The organism is Rodentibacter myodis, from assembly GCF_001999305.1.
Taxonomy (GTDB): domain Bacteria; phylum Pseudomonadota; class Gammaproteobacteria; order Enterobacterales; family Pasteurellaceae; genus Rodentibacter; species Rodentibacter myodis.
This window is the reverse complement of sequence record NZ_MLHQ01000011.1, coordinates 1-25,377: the sequence shown is the minus strand read 5'-3', so window position 1 is coordinate 25,377 and position 25,377 is coordinate 1. Positions and strand designations below refer to the sequence as shown.

At 41.8% G+C, this 25,377-nt stretch carries 22 protein-coding genes and 1 pseudogene; 6 read left to right on the top strand and 17 right to left on the bottom strand.

Going from position 1 to position 25,377, the window contains the following annotated elements:
* Nucleotides 1-648: a glutaredoxin 2 gene (gene grxB, locus BKL49_RS05020; protein ID WP_077423524.1), complete on the top strand. Its 648-nt coding sequence runs from the start codon at nucleotides 1-3 to the stop codon at nucleotides 646-648.
* Between the two features lie 46 nt (nucleotides 649-694).
* Here the strand turns inward: grxB and BKL49_RS05015 are convergent, their stop codons facing one another.
* Nucleotides 695-1,177 carry a Dps family protein gene (locus tag BKL49_RS05015; RefSeq protein WP_077423523.1) on the bottom strand — a complete coding sequence of 161 codons (483 nt, stop codon included), beginning with the start codon at nucleotides 1,175-1,177 and terminating at the stop codon, nucleotides 695-697.
* Nucleotides 1,178-1,449: 272 nt separating this feature from the next.
* Here BKL49_RS05015 and cdd point away from each other — a divergent pair, with 272 nt between their 5' ends.
* A complete protein-coding gene (gene cdd / locus BKL49_RS05010) occupies nucleotides 1,450-2,328 on the top strand; it encodes a cytidine deaminase (RefSeq protein ID WP_077423522.1) in 879 nt (292 codons plus the stop codon).
* A 33-nt stretch (nucleotides 2,329-2,361) separates the two neighbouring features.
* On the opposite strand, the gene BKL49_RS05005 is transcribed toward cdd, so the two are convergent.
* The 11 genes from BKL49_RS05005 to purE all read right to left on the bottom strand — a co-directional run bounded on the left by BKL49_RS05005 (nucleotide 2,362) and on the right by purE (nucleotide 12,106).
* On the bottom strand, nucleotides 2,362-3,183 hold the full coding sequence (locus tag BKL49_RS05005) for an urease accessory protein UreD (RefSeq protein WP_077423521.1): 822 nt from the start codon (nucleotides 3,181-3,183) through the stop codon (nucleotides 2,362-2,364).
* 286 nt (nucleotides 3,184-3,469) lie between these two features.
* Nucleotides 3,470-4,105 (bottom strand): urease accessory protein UreG, encoded by a 636-nt coding sequence (gene ureG, locus BKL49_RS05000; protein WP_077423520.1) that lies wholly within the window; start codon nucleotides 4,103-4,105, stop codon nucleotides 3,470-3,472.
* A gap of 40 nt (nucleotides 4,106-4,145) precedes the next feature.
* Complete coding sequence (locus BKL49_RS04995) at nucleotides 4,146-4,853, bottom strand: urease accessory protein UreF (RefSeq protein WP_077423519.1); 708 nt, start codon at nucleotides 4,851-4,853, stop codon at nucleotides 4,146-4,148.
* A complete protein-coding gene (gene ureE, locus BKL49_RS04990) occupies nucleotides 4,838-5,401 on the bottom strand; it encodes an urease accessory protein UreE (protein ID WP_077423518.1) in 564 nt (187 codons plus the stop codon). The genes BKL49_RS04995 and ureE overlap by 16 nt, the downstream gene beginning before the upstream one ends.
* Before the next feature lie 103 nt (nucleotides 5,402-5,504).
* Entirely contained in the window at nucleotides 5,505-7,223 is a 1,719-nt protein-coding gene (gene ureC, locus BKL49_RS04985; protein ID WP_077423517.1) for an urease subunit alpha, read from the bottom strand.
* 9 nt (nucleotides 7,224-7,232) lie between these two features.
* Complete coding sequence (ureB, locus tag BKL49_RS04980; protein ID WP_077423516.1) at nucleotides 7,233-7,538, bottom strand: urease subunit beta; 306 nt, start codon at nucleotides 7,536-7,538, stop codon at nucleotides 7,233-7,235.
* 150 nt (nucleotides 7,539-7,688) lie between these two features.
* Nucleotides 7,689-7,991 carry an urease subunit gamma gene (gene ureA, locus BKL49_RS04975; RefSeq protein ID WP_077423515.1) on the bottom strand — a complete coding sequence of 101 codons (303 nt, stop codon included), beginning with the start codon at nucleotides 7,989-7,991 and terminating at the stop codon, nucleotides 7,689-7,691.
* Between the two features lie 26 nt (nucleotides 7,992-8,017).
* On the bottom strand, nucleotides 8,018-8,920 hold the full coding sequence (locus tag BKL49_RS04970; RefSeq protein ID WP_077423514.1) for an urea transporter: 903 nt from the start codon (nucleotides 8,918-8,920) through the stop codon (nucleotides 8,018-8,020).
* Nucleotides 8,921-9,122: 202 nt separating this feature from the next.
* On the bottom strand, nucleotides 9,123-10,313 hold the full coding sequence (locus tag BKL49_RS04965; RefSeq protein WP_077423513.1) for an amino acid aminotransferase: 1,191 nt from the start codon (nucleotides 10,311-10,313) through the stop codon (nucleotides 9,123-9,125).
* 138 nt (nucleotides 10,314-10,451) lie between these two features.
* The gene (gene purK, locus BKL49_RS04960) at nucleotides 10,452-11,540 is read right to left on the bottom strand and encodes a 5-(carboxyamino)imidazole ribonucleotide synthase (protein ID WP_077423512.1); all 1,089 of its coding nucleotides are present in this window, start codon (nucleotides 11,538-11,540) and stop codon (nucleotides 10,452-10,454) included.
* A 68-nt stretch (nucleotides 11,541-11,608) separates the two neighbouring features.
* Nucleotides 11,609-12,106 (bottom strand): 5-(carboxyamino)imidazole ribonucleotide mutase, encoded by a 498-nt coding sequence (purE, locus tag BKL49_RS04955; RefSeq protein WP_077423511.1) that lies wholly within the window; start codon nucleotides 12,104-12,106, stop codon nucleotides 11,609-11,611.
* 159 nt (nucleotides 12,107-12,265) lie between these two features.
* On the opposite strand from purE, the gene BKL49_RS04950 reads away from it, so the two are divergent.
* From BKL49_RS04950 to BKL49_RS04935, 4 genes are all read left to right on the top strand, one after another.
* The gene (locus BKL49_RS04950) at nucleotides 12,266-12,520 is read left to right on the top strand and encodes a type II toxin-antitoxin system HicA family toxin (protein WP_244151957.1); all 255 of its coding nucleotides are present in this window, start codon (nucleotides 12,266-12,268) and stop codon (nucleotides 12,518-12,520) included.
* Nucleotides 12,517-12,861: a type II toxin-antitoxin system HicB family antitoxin gene (locus BKL49_RS04945; protein WP_077423509.1), complete on the top strand. Its 345-nt coding sequence runs from the start codon at nucleotides 12,517-12,519 to the stop codon at nucleotides 12,859-12,861. The genes BKL49_RS04950 and BKL49_RS04945 overlap by 4 nt, the downstream gene beginning before the upstream one ends.
* Nucleotides 12,862-12,991: 130 nt before the next feature.
* Nucleotides 12,992-15,601, top strand: a complete 2,610-nt coding sequence (gene pepN / locus BKL49_RS04940; protein WP_077423508.1) for an aminopeptidase N — start codon at nucleotides 12,992-12,994, stop codon at nucleotides 15,599-15,601.
* A gap of 241 nt (nucleotides 15,602-15,842) precedes the next feature.
* Complete coding sequence (locus BKL49_RS04935) at nucleotides 15,843-16,907, top strand: acyl-CoA dehydrogenase family protein (RefSeq protein WP_077423507.1); 1,065 nt, start codon at nucleotides 15,843-15,845, stop codon at nucleotides 16,905-16,907.
* Nucleotides 16,908-16,986: 79 nt separating this feature from the next.
* Here BKL49_RS04935 and BKL49_RS04930 read toward each other — a convergent pair whose 3' ends face one another.
* The 5 genes and pseudogenes from BKL49_RS04930 to BKL49_RS04910 all read right to left on the bottom strand — a co-directional run bounded on the left by BKL49_RS04930 (nucleotide 16,987) and on the right by BKL49_RS04910 (nucleotide 25,353).
* On the bottom strand, nucleotides 16,987-20,154 hold the full coding sequence (locus tag BKL49_RS04930; protein ID WP_077423720.1) for a type I restriction endonuclease subunit R: 3,168 nt from the start codon (nucleotides 20,152-20,154) through the stop codon (nucleotides 16,987-16,989).
* Nucleotides 20,147-21,274 carry a Fic family protein gene (locus BKL49_RS04925; protein WP_077423719.1) on the bottom strand — a complete coding sequence of 376 codons (1,128 nt, stop codon included), beginning with the start codon at nucleotides 21,272-21,274 and terminating at the stop codon, nucleotides 20,147-20,149. The genes BKL49_RS04930 and BKL49_RS04925 overlap by 8 nt, the downstream gene beginning before the upstream one ends.
* A 295-nt stretch (nucleotides 21,275-21,569) precedes the next feature.
* Nucleotides 21,570-22,226, bottom strand: a complete 657-nt coding sequence (locus BKL49_RS04920; RefSeq protein ID WP_077423506.1) for a hypothetical protein — start codon at nucleotides 22,224-22,226, stop codon at nucleotides 21,570-21,572.
* Between the two features lies 1 nt (nucleotide 22,227).
* Complete coding sequence (locus BKL49_RS04915; RefSeq protein WP_077423505.1) at nucleotides 22,228-23,628, bottom strand: restriction endonuclease subunit S; 1,401 nt, start codon at nucleotides 23,626-23,628, stop codon at nucleotides 22,228-22,230.
* Nucleotides 23,618-25,353, bottom strand: a pseudogene (locus tag BKL49_RS04910) (class I SAM-dependent DNA methyltransferase). Before BKL49_RS04910 ends, BKL49_RS04915 begins: the two are co-directional and overlap by 11 nt.
* Between the last annotated feature and the right edge of the window lie 24 nt (nucleotides 25,354-25,377).

The following is a 25,377-nucleotide window of genomic DNA, read 5'->3' as shown; positions in this document are numbered from 1 at the left end:
ATGAAATTATACATTTACGATCATTGCCCATTTTGTGTGCGTGCCAGAATGATTTTTGGGTTAAAAAATCTGCCTTTTGAATTGTCTGTTTTAGCGAACGATGACGAAGCCACACCGATTGGTTTAGTGGGGAAAAAAGTAGTGCCTATTTTGATTAAAGAGGATGGCACGGCAATGCCGGAAAGTTTGGATATTGTGCATTATGTAGATCAACATTTTGGTGAAAAAATCCTTTCCGATCAGGTTCGTCCTGAAATTGAAGCATGGATGAAAAAGGTGGGGAGTTATTACAATCATTTGTTAACCCCACGCTTTGTAAAATTGGGGCTACCTGAATTTGAAACCCAAAGTGCGGTAGATTATTTCACGAAAAAGAAAACGGAATTTGTGGGGGATTTCCAACAAAATTTAGCGGAAACAGCGCAATATGTGGCTCGCTTGCAACCGGATCTTGAAGGTTTAGCATTACTCATTCAATCCGATAATGCTTTAAACGGCACACTTTCATTGGAAGATATTTTGATCTTCCCAATGCTACGCAATTTAACCTGCGTGCGAGATGTTCAATTTCCGCCGAAAGTGATGGCTTATTTGGAAAAAATGTCGGCACAAAGTGGCGTGGCACTATATTTTGATAAAGCGATCTAAACAAAAAAACCTGCCAATTGGCAGGTTTTGTTTTATTTATTTCAAATTAAGCGTGGCAGGTTTGGCAAGCGGCTTGGAACATCCATACCAATTTTTCTTGCTCTTTGATGTAATCGCTCATTTGTGAGCTTGTACCTTCATCGCCTGCTTCTCCGGCAAGCTCAAGAATTTCACGTTGTTGTTCAAGTAACGTTTTTAAGCCTGATAAGATACCGGATAAACAATCTTGCGCATTGCTTACGGCAATATCTTCTTGAACACGGGAAACTTTTAAATATTGGCTGTAACCGTTGTTCGGCGTGTAACCTAAAGTGAGGATACGTTCTGCCACTTCATCGACTTTAGTGATCAAATCGTTATAGATTTCTTCAAATTTTGCGTGCAATTCAAAGAAGTTTACACCTTTAATGTTCCAGTGATAACCACGCACGTTGGTGTAGAAAACTTGATAGGTAGCGAGTAAGTCGTTTAATTTGCCTGCTAATTCTGCAGATTGTGCTTTATCTAGTCCAATAGCTGTTTTTGACATAATATTTTCCTCTTTATATTGTGAATCAATTTTCTCTCTAACCTTGTTATGCTAGATGTGGCGTATTATACACAATAAAAATGGGGGATAAAGCAACTTTATCGGATAATATTGATAGGCAATAAATATCAAAATAGCCGTCAAGTAAGATTTTAACAATTAATTAACAATCTTTATTCATTTTTACCTCGGGGAAGAAATCATCATTTTTAGCGATATTTTGAGCTACAATAAGTGCGGTTAAATTTTCCATCGTTTTTTAAGGAGAGGATATGCAAGAATTGATTAAACACGCATTGCCACAGGATATCCCATTAAATCAGGCTATTACGGAAGAACTTGAAAGCGGACAATATGCCGGTTTTTTGAATCATCGACAAGTAATGGAGCTTTGTCGGGATTTTGAATTAACGCCCATAAAATTGGCGTTACATTTATTGCCGGTTGCCGCCTGTTATAGCCATACGGCGATCTCTCATTTTAACGTGGGGGCGATTGCCATAGGGGAGATGGGGGATTTTTATTTTGGGGCAAACCAAGAATTTGCCGAAACAGCCATTCACCAAACCATTCACGCCGAGCAAAGTGCGATTAGTCACGCGTGGTTACGTGGTGAAAAACGCATATCGGATGTGGTGGTGAACTATACACCTTGCGGACATTGCCGCCAATTTATGAATGAATTGCACGGTGCGGCACAGTTAAAAATTCACCTTCCGCACCGCTTGAATAATGCTTTGCATCACTATTTGCCCGATGCTTTCGGCCCGAATGATTTAGGCATTACGATCCCTTTATTGGCGAAAGAAGATCATCATTTAGAAATGAAAAATTCGGATGAACTAACTTATCAAGCCATTTTAGCGGCGAATCAATCCCATTGCCCTTATTCCAAAAGCCCACAGGGTGTGGCGATTTTATTTAACAATGGGAAAATCATTAGCGGACGATATGCCGAAAATGCCGCTTTCAATCCGAGTTTACCGGCATTGCAAACCGCGTTAAATTTCGCTTATTTGAATAACCAAAAAACAGAAAATATTTTGCGTGTAGTGATGGCTGAACGCCCAACAACCTTGAGCCATAAAGCTATGGCGGAACAGCTTTTATCGGCAATGAAATTGCCACCGTTGGAATACATAGAAGTATAAGGAAAAGGGCAGTGTTATCTGCCCCTTTTGATTTTATTCATCCGCTGATTGGAAATGTTTTGCGAGATCTTGAAAAAGATCTTGGATTTGTTCGGCACGGTGTCCTAACACACGCACCATAATGCCCGATTCGTTTAAAAGCGATGCGCCAACCAACATACTTTTTTCTTCCGCAATCTGTGCGTGAATGGTTTGCAAAATACCTTTTAATTCCACCGCACTTTTGCTTAGATTCAAATACGTAAGCGAACCTTGGTGAGAATAATTTTCCATTTGGCTTAACGCCGTCAGATTCATTTGCGAAGGCAGCCATTGAATGCAATCGGATACAAGGGGGCGTTTCCCCTTTCCATTTTGCAACACATCAATTTTTAGGTGTGAGGAAAAATGGCGAAAGGCAAAACGTTCCTCATTCAACACCCGCCCAATTGCCACAATTTCACCGTAAATCAGCTCACTGTTTTCTTGCATTTCAATTAAGGTTTTTTGCTTGAACGCCGAATCTTTATGCAACACCAAAGGATGTGGCAAATAGAACAAACGACTTTGTGCCGCAAGTTGAATATGGGTGATTTGCTCGGCACTGTCGCCTTCATTCATTGCCTGCACGCGGGTAAACGCCTGCGTATTCAGTGAAAGTGCGGTAGATTTTGCCAAAGAAATTTGAATATCCAACCGATCCCCTGCCAATACGCCCGGTGAGGAAGACATTTGCATTGCGTTTAATCCCTTCAACCAACTACCGGAATAATTCGGCAACGTCATCACTTTGAATGGTGGCGTTGCAAAATATTCGGCAAGTTGGGTTGTGCCATTGGAAGAAAGTTTGGTGGAAAGTTTGAGTTTGCTGTTCATCGTTTTAATCCGTAAAAAACACCACGATTTAGAAAGAAGAACAGGGAAATTTGATGACGATATTAAGAGAAAAGAAATTTTGCTGTATTTTGTATAACCGGACAAAAATCAAATAACGTGATCGTAGGGACGCCACGCTGGCGTCCTTCGTATTACCCCATTGATTTTGATATGGACGCGAGCATCGCGTCCCTACAAATAGATTTTATAGGCTTTGTAAAAATATCCTTTGACAACCTATTTTAATGTCAAATTTCCTGCTTTCTTTTTGTGGGGAAGTCGTTCTTTATCTTACTAAAGCCTTTGGTTCTTCCACATTTTTCAATAGGGCATATTTTTCAATCCAACCAATCACACCCTCTAAATTTTCTTTTTTCATTAAATTGGTGAAAATAAATGGTTGACCATTACGCATACGGCGTGCATCCCGTTCCATTACGCTTAAATCCGCCCCGACAAAGGGGGCAAGATCGGTTTTATTAATCACAAGCAAATCGGAACGGGTAATGCCCGGGCCGCCTTTACGTGGAATTTTTTCACCCTGTGCCACATCAATAACGAAAATGGTAACATCGGCTAAATCAGGGCTGAAGGTTGCCGATAAATTGTCACCGCCCGATTCAATAAACACAATTTCCACATCAGGAAAACGTGCCACCATTTCATCCACGGCTTCCAAATTCATTGAGGCATCTTCACGAATTGCCGTATGCGGGCAACCGCCGGTTTCCACCCCCATAATTCGCTCCGGTGGAAGTAAACTGTTTTTCGTTAAAAATTCCGCATCTTCTTGCGTGTAAATGTCATTGGTGATCACCGCGACACTATATCTATTTGCAATTTCACGGGTTAATTTTTCGATTAATGCGGTTTTGCCTGCCCCCACAGGGCCGGCTACGCCAATTTTAATGTAGTTACGCATTATTTTTCCTTTATAAAAATGTTTTTAAAAATGACCGCACTTAGGACATATAAAGCCTTGTATAAAGCTGTTCGTGTTGCATTGCGCGAATATCGCAGGCAAGGGTTGCAGCCCCCAGCCAATCAGGATCGGGATTTAAACTTAATTCTACCGCCTGTTGTAATGCCTGACGTAGATCAAACAAAATATCCTGTCCGTCCATTTGGCTTAAAGGGATTAGTTTTACGCCATTGGTAATCGCACCAACTGCCGCATTGTAGTAAAAAGCGTAGAGGGTATCGGGTTTGGTTAAGCCCATTGCTTGTGCAATCATTGCGAAGACGATAGGGAAGTAGCCTTGCACCTGTTTTTCCGTAATGGCTTGTTGGTAGGCTGCAAGCAAAGGATGATTTTCATAACGAATGAAAATTTTGAGCAATCGCACGCCTAATTTAAAACTGCCTTCTCGACTTTCTCGGGCAACTTTGGTGGCAGAAAGCAACCAATCTAATTCACATAAACGGTCAAAATCTTGATTTTCCATTGCCTCAAAGGCAAGGGAAAGATAGGCACCGTCATTATAAATCCAGTTTTGTAATAACTGGGTTTGCACGTATTCTTCAAGCGTGGCTTTGCTTTCTACAATTCGCTGCTGAACGAAGGTTTCCAAACCGTTGGAATGATTAAAGCCACCGATTGGCAGAGTGGGATCAACCAAATGCAATAACGCACCGAGATCCGCCAGACTGCGATTTAATGTTGATGCCAATTTCCGTCTCCGTGGTGATGGTAGCCACCGTGCGAATGTGTATGATCGTGGCTATGGGAATGTCCGTGACCTTGGGCGGAGTTTGCCCGCAATGCTTGGCTTAAACGGCGTTCTGCTTTTTGCGGATTAAATCCTGCCGCTTGCAACCATTCAAACATCGGCTTGTCGTAAGGCAGTGTAACTTCATCACCGTCTAAAAAGAGGGGCGAATGTTTATTGCCGATTTCATAACAAGCCCGCGCCATTTCCGGCAAGGTTTTGGGCGAGAGTACAATGACTTCGCTTGGCAAAATTTCAATGGCAATCACCAGAACATCACTAATAAAGACCACATCATCGTGTTTTAATCGTTGCCCTTCTTTGAGCAAACGGAACGCCACCTCACGCCCTTTATCGGTGGTTTTACGTAGAATATTGCGTTTACTTTCATACCACTGCAACGCCACACGTTCAATGGTTTGTGTAGTGATTTTTCCTTCATTTTGAAGATCGGTTAAATTGCCCAAGATGGTGTCCATAATGGGAAGGATTGGGTTAAGGATTTTCATATTGTCTTCCGTAATGATCCCAAAGACATTGCGTTATCTTTGGGATCAAATAATTTAGCGGCAAAAGAGAATTGTTCTTTAAGAACGAATTCATACCAACAAATTAGAACATAAAATACCGCTGTGCCAGTGGGACTTTTTCTGCCGGTTCGCAGGTGATAAGTTCACCGTTTACACGCACTTCATAGCGTTCCGGATCGACTGTGATTTCCGGTGTGGCGTTGTTGTGTACGAGATCTTTTTTACCGATATGACGGCAGCCTTTGACAGCAATGAGTTCTTTTTGTAAGCCGTATTGGGTTTGAATATCGGCTTGTTTGCCGGCTTCGGAGACGAATACCACGGCTGTTTGTGCGGTTGCCGCCCCTTGATTGCCATACATTGGGCGGTAGAACACCGGTTGTGGTGTTGGGATGGAGGCATTTGGATCGCCCATTTTCGCGTAGCTGATAAAGCCTTTTTTAATCACGGTTTCGGGTTTTACGCCAAAGAACATTGGTTTCCACAAAACAATGTCAGCAATTTTGCCTACTTCGAGCGAGCCAACGTGATCGGCGATACCGTGGGCAATCGCAGGATTAATGGTGTATTTGGCAATGTAGCGTTTAATACGGAAATTGTCGTTGCCTTCATTTCCCAATTCACCTCGTTGTGCTTTCATTTTGTCCGCCGTTTGCCAAGTACGGGTAACCACTTCGCCCACGCGTCCCATTGCTTGCGAGTCGGAACTCATAATGGAAAACACGCCGATGTCGTGCAGAATATCTTCCGCTGCAATGGTTTCCGGGCGAATGCGGCTATCGGCAAATGCCACATCTTCCGGTACGCGTTTATCTAAATGGTGACAAACCATCAGCATATCTAAATGTTCGTCAATGGTATTTACGGTGAACGGACGGGTTGGGTTGGTCGAAGCAGGGAGAACATTCGGATACATTGCCGCTTTAATGATGTCCGGTGCGTGTCCACCGCCAGCACCTTCGGTGTGAAAGGTGTGGATGACACGTCCGTCAATGGCTTTCATTGTGTCTTCCAAGAAACCACCCTCATTGAGGGTGTCGGTATGAATGGCGACTTGCACATCCATTTCATCCGCCACTTTTAATGCAGCATCAATAACGGCAGGCGTTGCTCCCCAGTCTTCGTGAATTTTTAAACCTAATGCACCGGCACGGATTTGTTCTCTTAAAGGTTCAAGAGTAGAGCAGTTGCCTTTACCGAAGAAGCCCACGTTGACAGGCAAGGCTTCTGCCGCTTGGAACATACGTTGTAAATTCCACGCACCGGGCGTGCAGGTGGTAGCGTGAGTGCCGTCTGCCGGGCCTGTACCGCCACCAATCAGCGTAGTTGTGCCGTTTTCAATGGCGTGTTGTGCTTGTTGAGGGCAAATAAAATGAATGTGGGTGTCAATTCCGCCGGCGGTGGCAATTAAATTTGTGCCGTTATGCACTTCGGTACTTGCCCCGATAATCATATTTGGAGTCACGCCATCCATCGTATCCGGATTGCCGGCTTGACCGATTCCCACAATACGCCCGTCACGAATGCCGATGTCGGCTTTGATGATGCCGAGTTTGGCATCAATAATCATCACGTTGGTGATGACAAAATCCAACACATTCGGATTATCACGGGTTGCCGTGCCTGATTGTGCCATACCGTCACGCACACTTTTGCCGCCACCGAATTTACATTCATCCCCTTTGGTGAGTAAATCTTGTTCAATAGTCGCCCATAAATCGGTATCGCCCAAACGCACGCTATCGCCCACCGTTGGGCCGTAAGTTGCCACATATTGGGATCTTGGAATGATTAATGCCATTTTTGCCCCCTATAATTTGCCATCAATTTCGTTATGAAAACCGTAAATTACTTGGTTTCCGCCAAATGCCACCAGCTCCACCGTTTTGGCTTCACCGGGTTCAAAGCGTACCGCATTACCCGAAGGCACATTTAAACGCATACCGCGGGCTAAAGTGCGGTCAAATTCGAGGGCATTATTGGTTTCAAAAAAATGGTAGTGTGAGCCGACTTGAATTGGGCGATCCCCCTTATTGACGACATCAATTTTTACGGTTTTACGCCCTACATTGGCGTGAATATCACCGTTTGCTAATTTGTATTCACCCGGAATCATCGTTTTTGTTCCTTGTTATATTTTTTTATTTGCTGAGAGAGAGCGGAAAGTGCGGTCATTTTTCGCTAAGTTTTATCACTGCGTTGTAACCGTTTTCTGCTTTAATTTCTTCATAAATGGAAGGGTATTCCTTTCCGCTGTTGTTAAAAATTATCTAATGGGATTATGCACGGTAACAAGTTTTGTGCCGTCCGGAAAGGTGGCTTCGATTTGGACTTCGTGTACCATTTCCGGAATACCTTCCATTACATCATCAACGGTTAAAAGCGTTGCACCGTATTGCATTACTTCTGCTACCGTCATTCCATCACGTGCCGCCTCTTGCAAGTGGCTGGCGATATAGGCAATGGCTTCCGGATAATTTAATTTTACGCCACGGGCTTTGCGTTTTGCCGCCAATTCACCGGCGAGGAAAAGCATTAACTTTTCTTGTTCTCTGGATGTTAAATGCATATTGACCTTCTTTTATTTCATCAAAATTATTTAGGATTAAAGAGAGTAGTGAATTTTTTAGAACTCAACTTGCTGTGATCAACTTTGTTTTTAATGCCCAAAACAAGCCAAGCCGAAATTATAAAGCCGATAGTATAAGGGGCTAAGCCGGTTTGCGCTATAACAAATTGAATCAAAATGGCGAGAATAATGCCGCAGATCACATACACAAAATCACGCAGTCGATGACCGGCAAAGGCACAAGCCACTAAAATTGCTGAAAAGCTATAAATACCGTTTGCAAGTTGATTTGGTTCAATCTTAAACAGGCAGGCGGCGATAAAAGGGCTAATGATTGTTGCTGTCATTCCCCAAAGGGCGGCAATGGGCGAGCTGATCGCAATGGCAATAAATAAAAGTAAACCCGTGATTAAACTTGCACCGAAGTTGACTTCTGCCCAAGCATAGAAAGGTTGGTTAATGGAATCTAATGTTGCGGTGTGATCGACCAAGTTTGGTGTGGTTTGCGATAAGCCGAATACGCCAATCTGTGCTACGCCCCAACAAAAAATCCAACAGGTGATCACAAAAGGAAAAGTGTAGGCAACCCAATTTCTTTTGCTAAATTCCCGCATAATGATTGTGGCAACCACAGCACTCACAACGCCAAGGCAGAAAATAAGCAGGGAGGTTTCTTTTAATCCGAATGTAAACATCGTACACATAAAGGCAAGGCTGGCGTTGAAACCGTATAGTCCTTGTTTGATTTCATTTTGAGGATAGCGAAGTATCATCGCAATAAGCGTGCCAATGCCGGCACCAAGTAAACAACCAATGCCTAATGTCCAGTGGCTAAAAAACATCGCGATACAAATGATAAGCCCCGATAAACCATTTTCTTGCAAAAAAATTTGCCCAATGCCAACGAGGACGGTTTTTATAAATTGCATAAAAAATACCCCCTAAAGATAATGCTTTTCTAGTCTAGGTATGTTTAAAAATAATGCCAACTATAAAAAGGTGAGTTTCTAATATTTAATGGTTTTTGTTAAATTTTTTCTAAATATATACTGATTAATTAGATAATGTCTAATTTTTATCGGTGATCGCAAAAAAGCGCATACAGGATGCGCTCTCATTTTTAAAATAGAATTAAAGAACTTTAACAATACTTTCGCAGAGATAACGAATATTATCTTCCGTAATACCGGCAACATTAATCCGACCGGAACGCACCGCATAGATAGCAAATTCTTCTTTTAAGCGATCAACCTGATCGCCGGTTAATCCACTGAAAGAGAACATACCGTTTTGTTCAATGATAAAGCTAAAATCTTGTTGTGCGCCGTATTCTTTAAGCAGTTGTACGAATAAATGACGCATTTTTTTGATGCGTTCACGCATTTCGGTTAGTTCATCTTCCCAAGATTGACGAAGTTGCGGATCGCTCAATACTTGTACCACCGTTGCCGCACCGTGTGAAGCCGGGTTAGAGTAGAGGGTACGAATGATGGATTTTACTTGGGTTAATGCGGTTGAGGCAATGTCGGAATCAGCCGCCACTAAGGTAAACGCCCCTACACGTTCGTTATATAAACCAAAGTTTTTCGAGAAGGAACTGGCTACCAATAATTCTTTGTGATTTGCTGCAAAAGTGCGTAAGCCGATTGCGTCTTCATTTAAACCGTTCGCCAAACCTTGGTAAGCAAAGTCAAATAACGGCAACCAACCATTTTTCGCCGAAAGATCGGCAAGTTGTTTCCATTGTTCCGGCGTTGGATCAATCCCTGTTGGGTTATGGCAGCAGCCGTGGAGTAGCACCACATCGCCTTCGCCGGCATTGCTTAAATCGGCAATTAGATTGTTCCAGTCGAGTGCTTTGTTTTCTGCATCATAATAACGATATTCACGAATCGTCATTCCTACCGCGTTAAAAATCGCATTATGGTTTGGCCAAGTCGGCGTGCTAATCCATACATTTTGTGCTTTGGTTTGGCGTTTTACAAATTCGGCGGCAATACGCAATGCACCTGTTCCACCAAGACTTTGCACGGTTCTGGCACGGTGGTTTTTAACAATTTCACTGTCTGCGCCAAACAACAATTCTTGGGTTAAACTATTGTATTCCGCGATACCGTCAATAGTGAGATAATTTTTGGTGTTTTCTTTATCAAGCAAGCGTTTTTCCGCTTCTTTTACCGCACGCATAATAGGGGTTGCGCCTTGTGCATCTTTATAAACCCCAATACCGAGGTTGATTTTATTTGCACGGGTTTCAGATTTGAATGCTTCGCCTAAACCAAGAATAGGATCGGCAGGGGCGGCTTTGATATTTTCAAACATAAGGTTTCCTTTTGTGATGTGTGTAAGTGGGCTAATTTATACTGCAAGCCTTTGGGTTTAGCAAGCAAAAACACGATAAAAATCAACCGCACTTTGGTGTGTTAGAAATTACATCAAAAAGTGCGGTCAAAAATGAATTTATTTTAATTTGTCTATCGCCCAGTGTAGCCCCGATTGGTAATCTTCCGGTAATTCGTTTTGAAGTTTTTCTAATTGCCGAATTAACACGGCTTTATCCGGATGGGAAAGATTAATATGCCCGACTTTACGCCCGGCTCGAACCTCTTTGCCATACCAATGAAGTTGGGCGAAAGCGGTATTCAGCCATTGTTCGTTATGATTTGTGCCGATTAAATTTACCATCACACAGGGTGCAAAAATCTCCAATTCCGGTGCCGGCAAGTCAAGTAATGCACGTAAATGTAATTCAAATTGACTTATCGCACAGCCAAGTTGTGTCCAATGCCCACTGTTATGCACGCGTGGCGCAAGTTCATTAATGAGTAGTTGATCGCCGACCACAAAACATTCCATCGTCATCACCCCCACATAACCGAGCCTATCCATAATTTTTCCCAACATCATTTCCGCTTGTTTTTGTTGTGCTGCTTGCTGTGGAAAGGCGGTATCGACCACGCTGTAACGCAAAATGCCGTTTTGTTGAAGATTATGGGTAACGGGATAAAAACGTTTTTCACCATTGCGAAAACGTGCGCCAACGATTGAGACTTCACCGTCAAAAGGGATAAATTTTTCGGCGATCACATCACCGAATAAATCATCGGTAATATCCGTCTTGTTTTCATTTGTGATAATCCACTGCCCCCGACCGTCATAACCACCGGTACGGCGTTTTACAACCACCTTTTCGCCCACATTTTGGAATATCTGTTGCCATTGGCTTTTATTTTCTAACAAACACCAAGGTGAAGTGGAAAGCTCGAGTTCATCCAATAAAGATTTTTGTGTAAAGCGATCTGCCAATAAACCAAAAATAGGCTGATTGACAAAGTTTTTATGATTGCCGAGCAATGCCGTTAAAGGTGTGGTTTCCCAGCGTTCGATTTCTGCCGTAATCACGGCATTTTCGGGTAAATCAAATACGGGAGCGTTGAAGGCTAAAGGTTCAACCTGAATATCTAATGGCGCACCGGCATAGCGAAGCATTCTGCCTAATTGACCATTACCGAGGACATAAACAGTAGGATAGAGGGAGGATTTTTGCATAGTGGTTCTCATAAATTATTGAAAAAAACAACCGCACTTTTAAAAGTGCGGTCAGTTTTGAAAGCATTTTATACGCGTGGATCGGGATTATCTAATACCATATTGGTTTGTTTTTCACGGAAGGCTTGCAGGCGTGAAAGCAGTTTATCATCCCAAGCGGCAAGCATTTGAGCCGCAAGCAAAGCGGCATTTGCCGCACCGGCAGAACCAATCGCAAGTGTGCCGACCGGAATCCCTTTTGGCATTTGCACAATCGAATAAAGGCTATCGACACCGCTTAACATTGCGCTTTTCACCGGTACACCCAATACCGGAACAAGGGTTTTTGCCGCAATCATACCCGGCAAATGTGCCGCGCCCCCCGCACCGGCAATAATGACTTTATAACCATTTTTTTGTGCATTTTCGGCAAAGTCAAAAAGTTTATCCGGTGTGCGGTGTGCCGAAACAATTTCAACGTGATAAGGCACACTGAGTTCATCTAAAATTTGCGTGGCTTCCTGCATTGTCGCCCAATCGCTTTTTGACCCCATAACAATGGCTATTTGTGCTTGTGTCATAGACATTTTGCTCTCATATAAAACTAAAAAAACGCTGCGTAGAATAGCATAATTCAATAAAATTAAGCAAACGTTTGCTTTTGTTGTGCAATAAGGCATTAGCAATATTGGGATTGATTTTTTGTTTTGGGTAACTATACTCAGTACCAAATAAATTGAATGATGATGAAGATGGGTAGAGCGGAAAAATTATTGGATAAATTGGCACAATCAAAAGCGACCTTTAGTTGGACGGAACTTGTTTCTTTATTGGCTCAACAAGGTTATGAAAAACGGGAAATGGCAGGCTCGCGTGTCCGTTTTTATCATAGTGAACTTGATCATACAATTTTGTTACATAAACCTCATCCTGAAAATTATATTAAGGGTGGGGCATTAAAATCGGTAAAAGAAGCTTTAAAACAGGTAGGTATTTTATGACATTATTAAATTATAAAGGCTATGTGGGGACGATTGAGCCGGATCTAGAAAATAATATATTATTCGGAAAACTGGCTCATATTCGTGATTTGGTTACTTATGAAGCGGAAACATTGCCTGAACTTGAAAAAGAATTTCGCCAATCGGTGGATTTGTATTTGCAAGATTGTGCCGAACTTGGCAAAGAACCAAATAAACCCTTTAAAGGTGTATTTAATGTACGAATCGGGGAAGAATTACATCGAGAAGCGGTAATTATGGCGGGGAAGCGTTCATTAAATGCTTTTGTTACGGAAGCCATTCAAGAAAAAATTCTTCGGGAAAGACCAAATTTAAGATAGCTCAAAGATTGTATAACCGCTTATTAAAATATAGGCGGTTTTTTATTTCTGCAAATTTATAATCCCATTGCAACTTCCCCCATAAAATCATATCCTACGCACGGTTTTTTCCTTAGAAAAAGGACAGATTATGTTAGCCAAGGCAAAATATAGAAAAGATTACAAACAACCCGATTTTACCGTTACGGATATTTATCTGGACGTTCAACTAGATCCCCACCACACCGTTGTAACGGCAACCACAAAATTCAAACGTTTAAATGATGAAGCCACACAGTTACGTTTAGACGGTCATAGTTTCCAATTTTCTTCCATTAAATTTAACGGTGGGGCTTTTACGGCTTATCAGCAAGACAGTGAAGGTTTAACCTTAGATTTAAACGGCAAAAGTGCGGTCGAATTTGAGCTTGAAATAGTGACGATTCTTGTGCCGGCGGAAAACACTTCTTTGCAAGGGTTGTATCAGTCGGGCGAAGGCATTTGCACGCAATGCGAAGCGGAAGGCTTTCGCCAAATTACCTATATGTTGGATCGCCCCGATGTATTGGCGCGTTACACCACCAAAATCACTGCCGATAAAGCAAAATATCCCTATTTGCTTTCTAATGGTAATCGCATTGCTGAAGGGGAATTGGAAGACGGCCGTCATTGGGTGGAATGGCACGATCCTTTCCCGAAACCAAGCTATCTATTCGCTTTAGTGGCAGGGGATTTTGACCTTCTGCAAGATAAATTCATCACCAAAAGCGGGCGGGAAGTTGCGCTGGAACTTTATGTGGATCGTGGCAATTTAGATCGTGCCGGTTGGGCGATGGAAAGCCTGAAAAAGGCGATGAAGTGGGATGAAGATCGCTTTAATCTTGAATACGATTTAGACATTTATATGATCGTTGCGGTAGATTTCTTCAATATGGGGGCAATGGAAAATAAAGGATTGAATATTTTCAATTCTAAATTTGTACTGGCGAATCCTCAAACAGCAACGGATGATGATTACCTTGCCATTGAAAGCGTGATCGCCCACGAATATTTTCACAACTGGACGGGCAACCGTGTTACTTGCCGTGATTGGTTTCAATTAAGTTTAAAAGAAGGTTTAACCGTATTCCGTGATCAAGAATTTTCCTCCGATACCGGTTCTCGTGCGGTAAACCGTATTAATAATGTGAAATTCTTGCGTACCACACAATTTGCCGAAGATGCCGGCCCAATGGCACACCCGATTCGTCCGGAAAAAGTGATTGAAATGAATAATTTCTACACTGTCACCGTGTACGAAAAAGGGGCAGAAGTGATTCGTATGCTGCATACCTTATTAGGCGAACAAGGTTTCCAAAAAGGAATGGCATTGTATATTGCAGAAAATGACGGCAAAGCCGCGACCTGCGAAGATTTTGTTTCAGCGATGGAACGGGCAAATGAACTTGATTTAACCCAATTCCGCCGTTGGTACAGCCAATCCGGCACGCCGGAATTACTGATTAGCGATGCTTATGATGAACAAACTCACACTTATCGTCTCACCGTATCGCAATCAACTCCGCCGACAGCCGATCAAATGGAAAAAGTGAATTTGCACATTCCGTTAAAAATGGCGTTGTATGCCCAAGACGGCACAAAGCAAATGTTACAACGTAATGGGGAAGCGTTAAACGGTGTATTGAATATCACGGAAAAAGATCAAACGTTTGAATTTCACGGTATTTATGGCCGCCCGGTGCCGGCATTATTAATCGATTTTTCCGCGCCGGTGAAATTGGATTATGATTACACCACAGAACAACTTCTCACCTTGCTCAAATTTGCGGAAAATGCCTTTGTCCGTTGGGATGCGGCACAAATGTTGTTTACGCACGAATTACGCCGTAACGTAACCCATTTTCAACAAGGCGAAGGGTTTGAAATTTCACCGCAAATTTTGACCGCACTTTCACAGGTGTTGGAAAATTATGAAAGCGATATTGAACTTGCAACCTTAATCCTCACTTTACCGCGTGATATTGAATTTGCCGAAAATTTCAAAACCATTGACCCCGATGGCATTGTCGCCGCCCGTGATTTTATGTTGCGTAGTATTGCAGAATATCTTAAAGAAACCTTACTCAAAACCTACAACCAAATTCATTTGGAAGGCTATCTGGTTACACAACAGGATATTGCATTGCGGGCAATGCGAAACCTTTGCTTGAGCTATTTGGCTTACACCGCCTTTGGCAATAACTTGGTGCAAAAACACTACAATGCTGCGGATAATATGACCGATACGCTCGCCGCATTAACTGCCGCCACAAAAGCTGCTTTGCCGTGCCGTGATACCTTGCTCGCCGATTTTGAACAAAAATGGCAACAGGATGGTTTGGTTATGGATAAATGGTTTGCCTTACAAGCCACACGCCCGGATGAAAATGTATTAGACATTGTTACGCAATTAATGGATCACCCAAGTTTCAACTTTAACAATCCAAACCGCTTACGGGCATTGGTGGGAAGTTTTGCGAATCAAAATCTCAAAGCATTCCACAATATTGATGGATCAGGCTATCGCTTCTTAACGGATATTTTAATCCGCCTAAACGACAGCAACCCACAGGTTGCCGCACGTTTAATCGAACCGCTTATCCGCTTCGCCCGCTATGACGAACAACGCCAAACCCTAATGAAACGTGCGTTAGAACGTTTAAGCACAGTGGAAAATCTTTCCAAAGATTTATTTGAGAAGATTGATAAGGCGTTGCGGTAGAGAAACAATATAAAATTGCACAAAAGTGCGGTCATTTTCACAAAAATTTTGGGGCGAATTATACGCCCCGTTTTTGTTTTTGAGGAATGTAGGTGCAACAAGTGAGTTTTAATTTGTATAGCTTTCTTATAACTGATGAGCATATTAAAGTATATTTTTATCTTTTGAATCATAGGGAAGTATGACTATGATGAAGAAAGTAAACCGATAAACATTACATCTCACTAATAGGAGCAACACAATGTCTTTACTTTCTCTCACTCTCAAACAATGGCTGAACGATCACGCAGACAGCCTTGATCAATCAGAACAATTTGCGGACGAGTTGCTATATAAATTGGCACAGGATAATCTTTTTAAGATAGGTGTGCCAACAGCGTTTGGTGGTGATGGTGCACCAATTGAGCAGGCTATTCGAGCGATTCAAGCTGTGGCGGAATATTCCTTAACAGCGGCTTTTGTTGCTTGGGGACACCGCACATTTATTGAAAATTTGCTGGCAAGCAAAAATAACATTGTGAAGAAAAAATGGCTGTCAGATTTAATTTTAGGCAAGATTGCAGGCAGTACAGGATTGTCTAACGCCACCAAGTTTTTATCAGGCGTGGAACAATTACAAGTATCTATTACTGAAAAAGACGGGAAATCTTATTTAAACGGCTATTTGCCTTGGCTAACCAATTTACGCCCCGATCGTTTTGTGGTTGTATTTGCTGCCGAATATGCCGACAGCGATAAAAAACCGGCGATAATCGCTGTGCCATCTGATGCTTTAGGTTTAACGCGTACGGAAAATTTATCTTTGTCGGCATTGCAGGGCAGTAATACGGCAGCGTTGCGTTTTGAACAGGTAGAACTCGATCCGGATTGGATACTTGCCGATGATGCGGGTGCTTATCTTGCCCAAATTCGCCCTGCGTTTTTAGGGCTACAATGTGCAATGGCATTCGGCTTGGCAAAACGTAGTCTGGATGAAGTGGAAAAAACATTAGGGTCAAATCGTGCCGTGTTAAAAACAGAATGGGAAACGCAAAAAGTAGCACTTTCTGATCTACAACAACGCTTATTTAATGGTTTAATGAAAAGCGATTTTTTCCGACAAAATCCTAAAACATTGTTTCAAATTCGCATTGATGTAGTGGATTTAGTTGCTCAAAGTTTATTGCTGGAACTGCAAGCCGGTGGTGGCAGGGCTTACCTTAATAACACGGGATTCAGTTTTATCCGCCGTTGGCGGGAAGGAGCATTTCTACCTATTGTGACCCCAAGTGCGGTGCAATTACGCTTAGTTTTAGCAGAAAATTAGAATGAGGGGCTGTATTAAATTGCACAAAAGTACGGTCATTTCCACAAAAATTTCGGGGCGAATTATACGCCCCGTTTTATTATTCTGCCGATAGCTCATCGGCAATTTCTTCCGCTTGTTTTAACACAAAATCCATTGCTTCTTCGGCTTTGTCCGGTGGGTATTTGTATTTTGTTAATGCACGGCGGACGAGGAGGCGGATTCTTGCCCGCACAGACTCTTTGCGTTGCCAATCAATACTGACGGATTTACGCAAAATGCCGGTGATTTCTTTTGCCAAGGCAGAAAGCGTTTCATCTTGCATTAATTCCCGCGCGCTGTCGTTTTGTGCGAGGGCATCGTAAAAGGCGAGTTCCGCACTATTTAATCCCAATTTTTCACCACGCCTCAAGCGTTCGGAAAAATCACGTCCCATTTGCACAAGGGCGTCCAGAATTTCCGCCACACTTAAATTATGGTTATGATATTGATTTAATGCTTCTTGCAAACGTTGTTCAAAATCCTTTTGTGCGGTCAAATTTCGCCCTGCTTTGGCTTTGATTTCCTGCTTCAAATAGCGTTCCATCGCCAACACCCAAAGGCTTTTGGTTTCTGAATTTTGAATTGCCTGCAAAAATTCATCCGACAGCAAATTAATCTGCGTTTGTTCTTTGCCAAGTAAATCAAATAGATCAATCGTGCCTTCGGAAACAATGCTTTGATTAATTAAGGCTTTCAGTTGAATTAACCGCTCTTTTGCCCCTGTGCCGTTTTGTTCACGCTTAGAAAGCACAGCACGCACCGCATCATAAAAGGCAATTTCTTGGTTGTATTGCTCCGCTTCTTTTAATGCACCACACAAGGCATAGCCTTTCTTCAGGCTGCCAACAGTTTTCAAAAAGGCTTTTTTGCGAGGTTCGGGATCGTCCGAATTTTTCCAGTAATAATTATATGCCTTGCCATCATCAGGAAGTTGATCAAGGGTGGCAATATGGTTTGCTGCTTTTGCAATGGCTTTTAAAAGGGCGACAGGTTCGGTTTCTTGAATTGCCATTTGCACATCAAAAGGCTTGCCTTCAATTTTGGTGGCAAATAATGTGCGAACAAATTCAAGCTGTTCTTTCATTTTGAAGAACACCTCCTGCACATTTTCCGCCGGTTTGCCTTTGCAGGAAGAATTGGTGTATTGCAAAGTGGCTTCTTTCAATTCTTCTGCCAGCCCGACATAATCCACAATCAGCCCACCATTTTCACGGCTTTTATTGGCAAAAACACGGTTTACCCGGGCAATCGCCTGCATTAAATTATGCCCTTTCATTGGCTTGTCGAGATACATCGTATTACAACAAGGCACATCAAAACCGGTCAGCCACATATCCCGTACAATCACAACTTTAAGCGGATCTGTTGGATCTTTAAAACGGCGTTCCAAGGTTTGTTTTTCCGGTTTGCTATAAATATGTTTTTGCATTTCGGGCGAATCGCTCGCCGTCCCTGTCATCATAATTTTAATCACGCCTTCATTAATGTTATCCGAATGCCATTCAGGACGAAGCTGAAGAATTTGATTATACAAATCCACACAAATTTGACGGCTGGACACCACAATCATCGCCTTGCCGTCCTGCTGTTCGTTACGTTTGTCGAAGTGGTGAACAAAATCGGTGGCTAAATCACGTAGACGGGCTTCCGAGCCAAGCAATTTCTCACGCAAACGCAATTTCGGATTATCTTCCGCCTCTAAAAGGGCATCAATTTCCGCAAATAAGGCTTGATGATCGTCTTTTTCGGCAAGTTGAATTTGACGGGCTTCATACATAATCGGCACGGTTGCACCGTCTTCCACCGCATCTTGCAAATCATAAATCGACACATAATGCCCAAACACTTCTTGCGTGTCTTTGTCCTCAAGGCTGATTGGCGTGCCGGTGAACCCAATAAAAGAAGCATTCGGCAGCGCATCACGCAAATGGCGGGCATAGCCGGCTTGAAATTTCCCCTTGTGCAGTTTTTGCGTAAAACCATATTGGCTGCGGTGTGCTTCATCACTGATCACGATAATGTTAGAACGTGGATTTAAGACAGGAAATTGGTTTTCTTCCTCATCCAAACCGAATTTTTGAATGGTGGTGAAAAATACACCGCCGGATTCCCGTTCGCTCAATCGTTGGCGAAGTGCCTCACGATCTTCCACCTGTTGCGGCGTTTGTTTAATCAAATCCTTACCGCTACTAAAAGTTTGGAAAAGTTGTCCGTCCAAATCATTCCGATCGGTCACAACCAAAATGGTTGGATTGCGTAGTTCAGGCTGCGAAAGCAATTTTCCTGCGTAAAATAGCATTGAAATGGATTTCCCCGAACCCTGCGTATGCCACATTACGCCAATGCGTTTATCGCCCCGCTCACTCGTGGCAAAGAGGGTAGATTCCACCGCTTCATTTACGCCGTAATATTGGTGATATGCCGCAATTTTCTTAATTAATGCGCCGTTAGAGGCACGTTCAAACAGAACAAAATAGCGAATATAATCCAATAATTTTGGCGGAATCAGTAAACCATTCAGCAAATTTTGCAATTCATCACCAAAATCCAAACGTTGGCTTTTCGCCTTTTCATCCACCACTTTCCACGGCGTAAAACGTTGAAAGGTTGCCGAAAGCGAACCTAAACGGGCATTCAAACCATCACTAATAATCAGCGTTTGGTTATAAACAAATAAATCGCTAATCTCGTCTTTATAAGTCTGCAACTGATTAAACGCCTGCAACAAATCCGCCGATTCACGCAATGGATTTTTCAGCTCAAATATCACCAACGGCAAACCATTTACAAAGCCGATAATATCGGGAATCCGCTTGCCACCTTTGCGACTGCGGATTTCTAACTGGTTCACCATTACAAAACGGTTATTCTGCCAGTCTTCAAAATCCACAAGGCGTGCCACATCAAATTTCTGCTCGCTGTCTTGTTGATATTCCACCTTCACACCGTCACGCAGCATTTTATAGAACGCCTGATTTCGCCCCACCAAATCGCCAATTTCGCTTTTTGTTGCCAAAACCACCACCGAATCGACCGCACTTTCCGGCAGTTGAGGATTGAGTTTTCGCACTGCGTGGCGTAGTTGTTCCACAAACAACACACCACCCAAATCACCACGGGCAAATTCCCCCTCAGAGACAAGCAAATCCTTTCCGTAGTAATGTTCCCACCCCAGTTTTTCCAAACGGGTTAGGGTGAGGTTTTCAATTGCTTCTTCATTAATCATCATTATTTTTACCAATTATGTTATTTATCTTATAACTCACGCTTCGCCCACCGCCCTTGGCTTGTAGAATATTTTTTTCTACTAGGTCGGTTAAATCACGCAGGGCGGTATCTCGTGAAACTTTGGTTAATGCTGCATATTTTTTATTGGTTAGATTGCCTTCAAAATCACCCAGCAAAAGATTTAATACTTTGCGTTGTCGTTCATTAAGATCAAATTGTCGCCAACGTTGCCAATAACGATTTTTTTCTAACACGAAATCCAAGGTTTCCTGTGCCGTTGTCATTGCTTTGACGATATTTTCAACAAACCACGCAATCCACGTGGTTACATCATTAATCCCTTTTTGGGTGTTTTCCAAAATCTCATAATAATCTGACCGCACTTTTTGAATTTGGGCGGAAAGGCTATAAAACCGCAGGGCATTGTTTTCGCTTTTTGCCAGTAAATAATCGGCAATCGCACGAGCAATACGCCCATTGCCATCTTCAAAAGGGTGCAAGGTTAAAAACCACAAATGGGCGAGTGCCGCTTTAATAAAAGGATCGCCCTGTTCATTCGTATTCAGCCAATCCAAAAATTGAGTGATTTCTGCCTTTAATTTTTCTGCAGGAGGGGCTTCAAAATGAATTTTTTGTTTCCCAATTCTTCCTGAAACCACCTGCATTGCCCCTTCTTTATCATTGCGTAATGTGGCAACATTAATTTTGCTCATTCCGTTATAACCGATGGGAAACAATGCCGCGTGCCAAGCAAATAAACGCTCAAGGGTTAAGGGCTGATTAAAATGATTAGTAGCATCTAAGGTCATTTCCACCACGCCTTCCACGGCTCGATCTACGGGCAACAAACCGCCAATTTCTACCCCTAATCGGCGAGCCAAAGAGGAACGCACTGATTGCGGATTTAACAATTCCCCCTCAATTTCACTGCTTTTCACAATGCTATGGGTAAGCGATTGCAGGCTGATTTGTTCTAATTCCTCAAAACCAATATCCAACAACCGCCCCAATAATAGCCCTTGTTGATAATGGGCTTGATTAAGCAAGGGAAGCAATCGCACGATGTCATAATCCCAATTCGTCCAATTTTCCTGCTGCCAAATGTATCGTTCTGTCATCATACGGCAATTCCCTTTATTATTCGCCTTAAAATATAAGGCAAATAATAGGGTTATTTGCCGGATTTGTCGATTGTTTGTTTAACTGTGTGGTTAATCAATGTAAGTCCAGCATTTAGTGGGGACTTTCTTTCGGACGCCACAATATATCTCCAAAAAAGACCGCACTTTATCGTTCAAATAAAATCACGGAAAACGGTGGGCGAGTTTGCCCACCCTACAAACTATTTGATATGATTCATCAATCAATTCATTGATCCTTGCATAACCCTCATATCGTATCCGTTCACAATATCTAATCCACCTCAATCTCTTTTATTAATTTCTCTAGGTGAGGGGGGAATTTAATATATGGAATATCTTCATCCAACTCTGTAATTCCTAGTGATTTACATATTTCTTCCATAATAATACTTAGTTCATTTTGATGAACTTCAATTAAGCCATTCATTTCAATAAATAAAAAATTATTATTTATTTGATTTTTCGCCAGATCATTTATCATTTCAATGATTTCTTTTTTATCATCAGAAAAATCTCCTAATAAACTATATGGCATAAAAGAATGAGAACTTAGTTTATCTCCAGCTATTCCATACCCTTCAAACTTACCATCAGATATTTTTATTTGATGAGAAAATACCTTGTTTCTTAAAAGGTTAATTGCTTGTAAATTGGATTTATCATTTAACTTTAGTTGCTTTCCTAAAAAGTGTTGATAAATTACTTTTACAGCATCAGTCTGTATATTTAGTATATGTATAATGCCGTATATATATACATAATTTATTCCCCTGCCTGAATTAGATGGCAGCTCAATATAGCTATGTATAGCATCATTACAATCTGAAATTAAATCTAATGCAGCACATATTGTTTTAAACTCATCGTCATATTTTTCTTTAGAACGACAAAATGTTCTAATTCTATCTTGTAATTCATATATTTCCATTTTAAATTCCTCCACTCAATAACTTCGGTAATAAATTATTTCTAATTTCTTCTAATAAAATATTTTCATTCTCTTTATATCTAATCTGTTCAAATAAATTTTGAATTTTATTTTTAAATAATAGTAATACCTTATCATCAGGTTTTAATATTTCTAGGTTTTTGATTGTTTTTGAATTAACCGCAGTAGCAATAGAAGACGTATTACCTAAGCTATCAAAATCAAAATTTTTTAAATAGAGATATAAAAATTCAGATGATAATTTTGATTTTTTATTTAACTTGAAATGAGCAATAGCTTCATTTGTTGAAGTTTCACAGCTTGTAATTACAACACGTCCAATAGTTAATTTAAAACTCAGCAATACGGTATTTTCTGGGATTTTTTTGATATTAAATTTATTAATTGCTTCATTAGTTAAATATTCACTACTCTTATGAATAAAAACCCCTGAATTTCCCATATCTTTAATAGAAACCCACTGAAAATCGCTATTCATTTGAGAAAACCATTTGCTTTCTTTTCGTGGTGGGGTTTTTCCTATTCCTACATCAAATAATTTTTCTGATTTTTGATACTCCCACCCCCTCGGCACTTCGCCAAATCCTTCCACTTCTTCAAACGCACTCGGGAAGGCTTGGGCGAGGTCATAAAGCTGTTGGTATTGGTCGGGGTTTTGTTGTTGCAAGCGGTGGAGTTGGTCGGGATTTTTGCCTGAAATTATCGCCATTGCCGCAAGGTTGGCTTGCTGTTCGGTTTGTCCGTAGGCAAGGGCGGTGGCTTTGGCTCGTACAGGGTCAAAATCAATAAACCAGCTTTTAAATAGCGTTTGGGCGATTTGCTCTAGGGTTTGGTTGATTTGGGTGTTGAGTTGGATTTTTTTATCCAATTCAGATAATATATTTGCAATTTCTTTTTGCTTTTCTAAATGTGGAATATAAAAGAAAAATTCTTTAATTATTTTTGCACTAAGATTTTGCTGTGCAGCTCCTGTAGCAAGATTTTGAATTTCTTTTTTATACAAACGAAGTAAATAAAAAATAAATCTATAATCTGCTTTTTTAGGATCAATAATTAAGGCACAGCAAGCTTGATTACAAGCCATTTCTTTTCCTAGTATCCCTAACTCCCCGACTGTTGCACCATACATTGCAAGAAGAATTGTATTTACAGGTAACAGTTTTGCTGAAGAGTTTTTGATGGCTTCTTCTGTTATTTTTTCTTCTGTATCAAAAATATACCAATTATTCAATTCTTTGGTTTTAACCCAATTTATATTTCCATCTTCATATAATTTAGAATTTTGTCGGCTAGGTGTCCCTCCTGAAGTTATTTTTAAACAGATCTCTTCTAAAGAATATTTTTGCCAATTTTTATTTATAGCTGAAATATTAAATTCCATACCCCAACCCTCCTAAATTCGCTTTAATCTTCGCTTCCAATTCCGCACTTTGTTTAAACTGTGCATTTAAGCAAGCGGTGAGTTCTGCCATTTTTTCGGCAAAAGGAATGCCGTCATCTTCTTGTTCCGGCGTGCCGACATAACGTCCCGGTGTGAGGACGTAGTCGTTTTTGGCGATTTCTTCTAGGCTAACAGATTTGCAGTAGGCGGCTTGGTCTTGGTAGCCGTCTGAGCGTTGCCAGCGGTGGTAGGTGTCGGCGATATGGGCGATGTCCTCGGCGGTGAAGTCGCGTAAAGTGCGGTCTTTCATATAGCCGATTTGGCGTGCGTCTATAAATAGCACTTCATTTTTGCGGGTTTTGGCTTTGTTGAGAATCCAAATACAGGCAGGGATTGTTACATTGGTAAAGAGTTGTCCCGGTAAGGCGATCATTGCTTCTACAAGGTCGGCATTAAGGATATTTTTGCGGATTTCGCCTTCGTTGTTGGTTTGGCTGGACATTGATCCGTTGGCGAGTACCATTGCTATTTTGCCTTTAGGGGAGAGGTGGTAGATCATATGTTGCAGCCACGCAAAATTGGCGTTGCCTTTCGGGGGCGTACCATATTCCCAACGGGGATCGTCTGCAAGGCTTTCGTTCCACCAATCATCGGCATTAAAAGGAGGATTTGCCATTATAAAATCCATTTTTTTGTCAAGGTGCATTGGCTGAGTGAAACTGTTCGCATTGTGTTTACCAAAGTCGTAATCAATGCCTCGAATTGCCATATTCATTGCCGCCAATTTCCAGGTGGTGGGGTTGGATTCTTGCCCGTAAATGGAAACTTGGTTGATGTTGCCTTGGTGGGCGGTGATAAAGCGTTCTGTTTGTACAAAAAAGCCGCCACTGCCCATTGCCGGGTCGTAAACACGTCCGGAGTAGGGTTCGATCATTGCGACAATGAGGGAAACAATGGATTTTGGCGTGAAATATTGTCCGGCACGTTTGCCTTCCGCTTGTGCAAATTTGCCGAGGAAGTATTCATAAGTATGTCCGAGAATATCTTTTGCGCCGAGGTGTATTGGCTCGCCGTTGTAAGTGGGCTGTGTGAAGTTGGTATCGGAAAAGAGGTTGATTAGTTCGCGTAAAGTGTCTTCATTCACGGCGTAGCCACTAATGCGTTGTAGCACGCCTTTTAATTTCGCATTGTCTTTTTCGATTGCCTCAAAGGCGTCATCAATTAAGCGTGCCACGCCGGCAAATTTACCGCCCCAAGGCAGTTCTGTACCGGTGTTTAAGGTGGAAACGGCTTGCAATGCCTGCCAACGGGCAGAAGGCGGCACCCAAAAGATATTATCGGCGGTGTAGTAATCGCGGTTTTCTAATTCGGCATTAAGGGCTTCTTGATATTCTTTATCGGAATCATAAAAAGTGCGGTCAAGATAAAGGGGATTTTCCGGATCGGTAAGCGCGGTGCGGATTTTTTCCTGTTGTGTGCTAAAGCTATCGGAAACGTATTTTAAGAAGATTAAACCGAGAACGATGTGTTTGTAATTGGCGGCATCAAGTTGTTGACGGAGAAGATCGGCGGAGGACCAAAGTTTTTCATCTAAATCTTTAAGAAATGCTTGCTGTGCTAACGCATTATCGGGACAATCTTGGTGACTTCTGACTTCTGACTCCTGACTTCTGACTTCTGACTTCTGACTTCTGCATAAATTTTATCCTTTGTAAAGTGAAAAATAAGCGTTTTTTTGAAAAAAGTGCG